Origin of the sequence: Luteitalea sp. (genome assembly GCF_044337415.1) — a bacterium.
In the GTDB taxonomy this organism is placed as follows: domain Bacteria; phylum Acidobacteriota; class Vicinamibacteria; order Vicinamibacterales; family Vicinamibacteraceae; genus Luteitalea.
Genome location: NZ_JBIINP010000237.1, coordinates 1 through 5,728 on the forward strand (window position 1 = coordinate 1; position 5,728 = coordinate 5,728).

3 protein-coding genes and 2 pseudogenes are annotated in these 5,728 nt (G+C 70.7%); 3 read left to right on the top strand and 2 right to left on the bottom strand.

What is annotated here, in order from left to right; all coding sequences use genetic code 11:
• Window positions 1-552, bottom strand: a pseudogene (locus tag ACIRDX_RS19855) (hypothetical protein); the annotation flags it as partial.
• Between the two features lie 122 nt (window positions 553-674).
• On the opposite strand from ACIRDX_RS19855, the gene ACIRDX_RS19860 reads away from it, so the two are divergent.
• Window positions 675-2,030, top strand: a complete 1,356-nt coding sequence (locus ACIRDX_RS19860) for a hypothetical protein (protein ID WP_396627175.1) — start codon at window positions 675-677, stop codon at window positions 2,028-2,030.
• A gap of 214 nt (window positions 2,031-2,244) precedes the next feature.
• On the opposite strand, the gene ACIRDX_RS19865 is transcribed toward ACIRDX_RS19860, so the two are convergent.
• Window positions 2,245-2,946, bottom strand: a complete 702-nt coding sequence (locus tag ACIRDX_RS19865) for a DNA polymerase ligase N-terminal domain-containing protein (protein WP_396627176.1) — start codon at window positions 2,944-2,946, stop codon at window positions 2,245-2,247.
• A 103-nt stretch (window positions 2,947-3,049) separates the two neighbouring features.
• Between ACIRDX_RS19865 and ACIRDX_RS19870 the strand changes: the two genes are divergently transcribed.
• Both ACIRDX_RS19870 and ACIRDX_RS19875 read left to right on the top strand, forming a co-directional pair.
• Window positions 3,050-4,759 (top strand): bifunctional transaldolase/phosoglucose isomerase, encoded by a 1,710-nt coding sequence (locus ACIRDX_RS19870; protein ID WP_396627177.1) that lies wholly within the window; start codon window positions 3,050-3,052, stop codon window positions 4,757-4,759.
• Window positions 4,756-5,728, top strand: a pseudogene (locus ACIRDX_RS19875) (glucose-6-phosphate dehydrogenase); the annotation flags it as partial. The gene ACIRDX_RS19870 and the pseudogene ACIRDX_RS19875, both read left to right, overlap by 4 nt.

The following is a 5,728-nucleotide window of genomic DNA, read 5'->3' on the forward strand; positions in this document are numbered from 1 at the left end:
GAGCCGCGCGAGCAGGCTCCCGACAGGCGCGGACCGCCACGTGCTGTCGGCGTTGACCCACTCGAACCCGTCGGCGTCGACGGTCGGATCGTGCCAGGCGAGAGCCGGTCGTGGTGAGTCCGGATGCGCGAGGATGCCGAGCCCGCCGAGCCGCCGCACATCGTCGGCGACGGCGCGGCCTTCACCGGCCAGTGGATAGGGCGCCTGCGGCAGGTCCAGCGCCACGTAGTGCCCGTCGTCGGTGCTGATCTCGACGGCGTCGATCAACAGGACACCGTCGACGACGCGGGGCGGCTCAGGATGGCGGGTGGCGTCGCCATGGTCGGTGAGGATGACGAAGTCGAGGCCGACATCAGCGGCGGCCGCCGCCACGTCGTCGGGCGAGCCGCTACCGTCCGAGCGCGTGGTGTGCACGTGGTACGCGCCGCGCCAGAGTCGTGGCTGGCCCTGGACCGGTGCCAGCGCCAACGGCGCGGGCACGCGCAGCCAGAGCAGGCACGCGCCTGCCGCCAGGGTCGCCAGGGCGAACAGTCGCGTGCGCCGCGTCGTCACCCGGGCAGCATACGGCACGACACGGGGACGGGGTACCGGGTGCCGGGTACCGGGTACGAGCGACTCCCAGGGGGGCGCCGTCGCCCTGGGGCCACGGGCGGGCGGTCGGCTATCCTGCGCCGGTGCGAATCGTTCTCCACGCAGCCACTCTCGTCCTGGTCACGGCGCTGACGCTGTCGGTCGGCCTGGCGCAGGCGCCAGACGTCCGCGTGGTGCGCGTGACGGCTCCCGATGCGCCGAGCACCGCGGAAGTGTCGGTCGCCATCGATCCCACCAACCGGGATCACATCGTCGTCTCGGCCTACCAGGTGAACCGCCCGGGCGGGACGCGCGTGAGCAACGTGCTGTTCGTGTCGCGCGACGGCGGCAAGACGTTCCGCGAGGAACTGGCTGCCAATCCCGAGCGCCGCGCCACGCAGGGCGACGACGCGGTGATCTTCGGCGCGGACGGCACGTTGTTCCACTCCTACATTGCTTTCGATGGCTTGCGCGTGCCCCGGCCGACGCTGGCGCGCAACGGCATCTTCGTGCGGCGGCGGGACGCGGCGACCGGTGGGTGGGACGCGCCCGTGGCCGTGATCGATCACCGGAACACCGTGGCGCCCTTCGAAGACAAACCGTGGCCTGGCGTGGACCGGGGCGAGCAGTCACCACGCCGCGGGAGTCTCTACGTCGCCTGGACGCGCTTCGACGAGTACAACACCACGCGTGCCGACTGCCGCTCCGAGATCCACTTCTCGCGATCGACCGACGGTGGCCGCTCGTTCTCTGTGCCACTGCGGATTTCGGATCGCCAGGGTACGTGCCTTGACGATGACGACACCGTCGAGGGTGCCGTGCCCGCCGCCGGACCCGATGGGGAGGTGTACGTCGCGTGGTCAGGTCCGGCTGGCCTGGTCATCGACAGGTCGGACGACGGCGGCGTGACGTTCGGGGAGGACCGCCCGGTCTCTGCGATCCCCGGTGGCTGGGACATCGACATCCCTGGACTGTCGCGGAGCAACGGCATGCCGGTGACGGTCGTGGACGGATCGGAGGGGCCGCGTCGCGGCACGGTGTACATCGCGTGGGTGGATGCGCGGCACGGCGACCCCGACGTGTTCGTCAGTGGGTCCACGGACAAGGGGCGCACGTGGGCCACGCCCGTCCGCGTCAACGCGGATGCGCAGGGGAACGGCGTGCCGCAGTTCTTCGTGTGGCTCGCGCTCGACGCCGCCAACGGCGACCTCCACGCGGTCTATCACGAGCGTGTCGCCGCGACCGGCACCGAGACCCGCGTGGTGATGGCCCGCAGCCAGGACGGCGGACGCAGTTGGACGAACGCCGTCGTCCCGCTCGCCCCGTTCACGACCAACGCCCAGGCGGCGTTCGGCGACTACAACGGCATCGCGGCGTCGCAGGGCCGTGTTGTCGCCGTGTTCCCGCACTTCGTCGCCGAGAAGCAGGTGGGCGTGTCGGTGGCCATTGTGGACAGATGAACACCAGCACGCCGAAGGCTCAAGGCTTCGGGCTCAAGGCTCAGAAACCTTACTGATGCCGCTCGGAATGCTCTCTGAGCCCTGAGCCCTGAGCCCTGAGCCGTGCGCCTGGCGCTTCGTGCTCGGCGCCCACGCGTGCCTGGCGCGGCTCGAGGGTAGGGCGCGGTCTCCGACCGCGCCGCTGTCCCACTGCGGCCGGGTGGGACACCCGGCCCTACCGTGGTGGTTTCGGGATCGGTTCGAGCGTGTCGAGCTTGCGCAGGACTTCGGCGAGCGTCTCGAGGGACGCCTCGCCGGTGTTGCCGCGATTGCCGAGCCAGACGTCTGGTGCGTCCTGCGCGAGGATCTCCCGGAAGGAGCCGCCGCTCTTCACGCTCGACGGCGCGAACTCGGTGATGTCGAGGTCGCCTGACCACTCGTCCTTGTGCTTGATCAGCAGCCAGGAGCGGCCGTCGTCCTTCGCGCCGCTCTTCTGGCCCCAGCCCCGGGTGCGGACGAGCACCCACGACCCCTTCAGCTTGTAGCCGTTCAGCCGCATCTTGAGGTCGCCCTTCTTCAGCGCGGCGTCCACGTCGGCTACTTCGGGCTCCCACGTGCCGACATCCCACAGCATCACGACCCCTGCGCCGTAGCCCTCGGGAATCACGCCCTCGAACTCGCCGTACTCGAGCGGGTGATCCTCGACGTGCATGGCCAGACGCTTGGTCGCGGGATCGAGCGACGGGCCCTTCGGGACCGCCCACGAGAGCAGCACGCCCTCGTGCTCGATGCGGAAGTCGTAGTGCAGCGCCGTGGCCAGATGCTTCTGGACGCAGAAGAACCGGGTTGGCACGTTCCGCGCCGTGGCGCCGGTATCGCCAGCGGGTTCGGGCGTCTTCGTGAAGTCGCGCTTGCGCCGGTATTCCTCGAGGGCCATGCGCAAGCCTAGCGCGAGACGCGACAAGGCAATCCGATACCTGCAGGCGGGGCAGCCCTGCCGAGCCTGCACGGGGCCAAGCGAGGGGATTACACTGGTCGCCGTGACTGCCACCCCGCTTACCCTGCAGCCCGGCTCGCTGGCCGAGGCGATTGCCCGCACGCTCGCAACCTGGACGGCCGAGCGTCGCGTGGCCCGGCTCTGGACCAAGGACGCGTCGCTCTGGACCAACAGCGGCGAGGAGAAGTGGCTCGGCTGGCTCGACGTGATCGAGCAGCAGCGCAAGGAACTGCCGGCGCGCGCCGCGCTGGCACAGGCCATCCGCGACGAGGGCATCACCGACATCCTGCTGCTGGGCATGGGCGGGTCGAGCCTCGGGCCCGAGGTGGTCTCCCGCGTGATCGGCGGTGCCCCGGGTTCGCCCCGCTTGCACGTGCTCGACTCGACGGACCCCGCGCAGGTGAAGCGCTTCGACGACGCCGTGGACCTGCGGACGACGCTGGTGCTGGTGGCGAGCAAGTCGGGCAGCACGCTCGAGCCGAACGTGTTCCTGGCCTACTTCTTCCATCGCCTCGTGCAGGTGGTGGGCGCGGAGGCGGCCGGGCGCCATGTGGTTGCGATCACCGACCCGGGGTCGCAGATGCAGAAGGTGGCCGAGCGCGATGGCTTCCGCGCCATCGCCTTCGGTGAGCCCACCGTGGGCGGCCGCTTCTCGGTGTTGTCGGCCTTCGGTACGGTGCCGGCGGCCCTCGGGGGCGTGGACGTGGCGCGCCTGCTCGGCGAGGCGGCGCAGATGGCCGATGCCTGCCGTCGTGAGGATGCCGCCAACAACCCCGGCGTGGCACTCGGCGTGGTCATCGGCGAGGCGGCGCTCGCGGGGCGCGACAAGCTCACGATCCTCGCCTCGCCCGGCATCTCGCCGCTCGGCGCCTGGCTCGAACAGCTCGTGGCCGAGTCGACGGGCAAGAACGGTACGGCGGTCATTCCCGTGGACCTCGAGCCCGAGGGCGATCCGTCGACGTATGGCGCCGATCGCCTGTTCGTGTACGTCCGGCTGGCCTCGGCGCCCGATGCCGCGCAGGACACGTTCGTCGAACAGCTGAACCTCGCCGGCCAGCCGGTGGTGCAGATCGACGTACGCGACGCGTATACGCTGGGCCAGGAGTTCTTCCGCTGGGAGATCGCCACGGCCGTCGCCGGGGCGGTCCTGGGCATCAACCCGTTCGACCAGCCCGACGTCGAGGCGAGCAAGATCAAGACGCGCGTGCTCACCGACGCGTTCGAGCAGGAGGGCGCGCTGCCGGCCGAGGCGCCGGTCGTCCTCGACGCCGATCTCGCGATCTTCACCGACGAGGGCAACGTGCGGGCGCTCGGGCCCGTGGCGACGCCCGCCGAGGCCATCGCGGCGCATCTCAAGCGGATTGGCGGTGGCGACTACGTCGCGTTGCTGGCCTACCTCGACATGACGACGGACAACATCGCGGCGCTGCAGGAGATGCGCGCCGTGATTCGTGCGCAGTCGGGTGCGGCCACGTGCCTGGGCTTCGGGCCCCGCTTCCTCCACTCGACGGGCCAGGCCTACAAGGGCGGCCCGAACTCCGGCGTCATCCTGCAGATCACCTGCGACGACGCGCAGGATCTCGAGGTGCCGGGACGCGACTTCACGTTTGGCGTCGTCAAGGCCGCGCAGGCGCGTGGTGACTTCGGCGTGCTCGAGGAGCGCGGGCGCCGGGCGCTGCGCGTGCACCTCGGACCGGACGTGGCCGCCGGGCTGCAGGCGCTCCGCGCTGCGGTGGAGGCGACCTGGTTGTGAGCACCGCAGGCACCGGCGCCGCGCGTCGCGCCGCGATCACGCCGGCCGACCCGGCGGTGTTCGTCGGGTTCGGGGCCTCCGGGGACCTGACGCGCCGGAAGCTCGTGCCAGCGCTCGTCAACCTGCGCCGGTCGGGTGCGCTGCCTCCCGCGTTCGCCTTCCTGGCCGTCATCCGGCAGGCCGACGTCGGCGCCAGCCTGGCCGACGATGTGCTCCGGACGGTGGACGAGCATCTCGACACGCCGCTGAGCCCCGAGGAGCGTGAGTGGTTCCTCGGCCGCATCGGCGTGGTGGTCGGCGACGTGGAGCAGCCGGCGCTATACACCGACATCGCGGCGCGGCTCACGGAGTTGCAGGGCGAGCACGGGACCGGCGCCAACGCGTTGTTCTACCTGGCGACACCGCCGCAGCTGTTCGCGCCGATTGCTGCAGGACTCGGCAAGGCGGGCCTGCTCGACGAGGCCGCCGTGGGCGGGTGGCGTCGCGTGGTGGTGGAGAAGCCGTTCGGCAGCGACCTGGCGTCCGCGCAGGCCCTCAACCGCTCGCTCGCCGAGGTGCTCGGCGAGCGGCAGACGTACCGGATCGATCACTACCTCGGCAAGGAGACGGTGCAGAACCTGATGATCTTCAGGTTCGCCAACAGCATCTTCGAGCCGATCTGGAATCGCCGGTACGTGGACCACGTGCAGATCACGGTGGCCGAGTCGGATGGCATCGGCTCGCGCGGCGGGTACTACGAGCAGGCCGGCGCGTTGCGCGACATGGTGCAGAACCACCTGTTCATGCTGCTGGCGCTCACGGCGATGGAGCCGCCCATCTCCTTCGACGCCGACGCCGTGCGTGACGAGCGGCTGAAGGTGCTGCAGGCCATTGCGCCGCTCACGCGCCAGATGGTCGAACGCGACGTCGTGCGCGCGCAGTACGCGCCCGGACGCGTGAAGGACGCCGACGTCAAGGGCTACCTGCAGG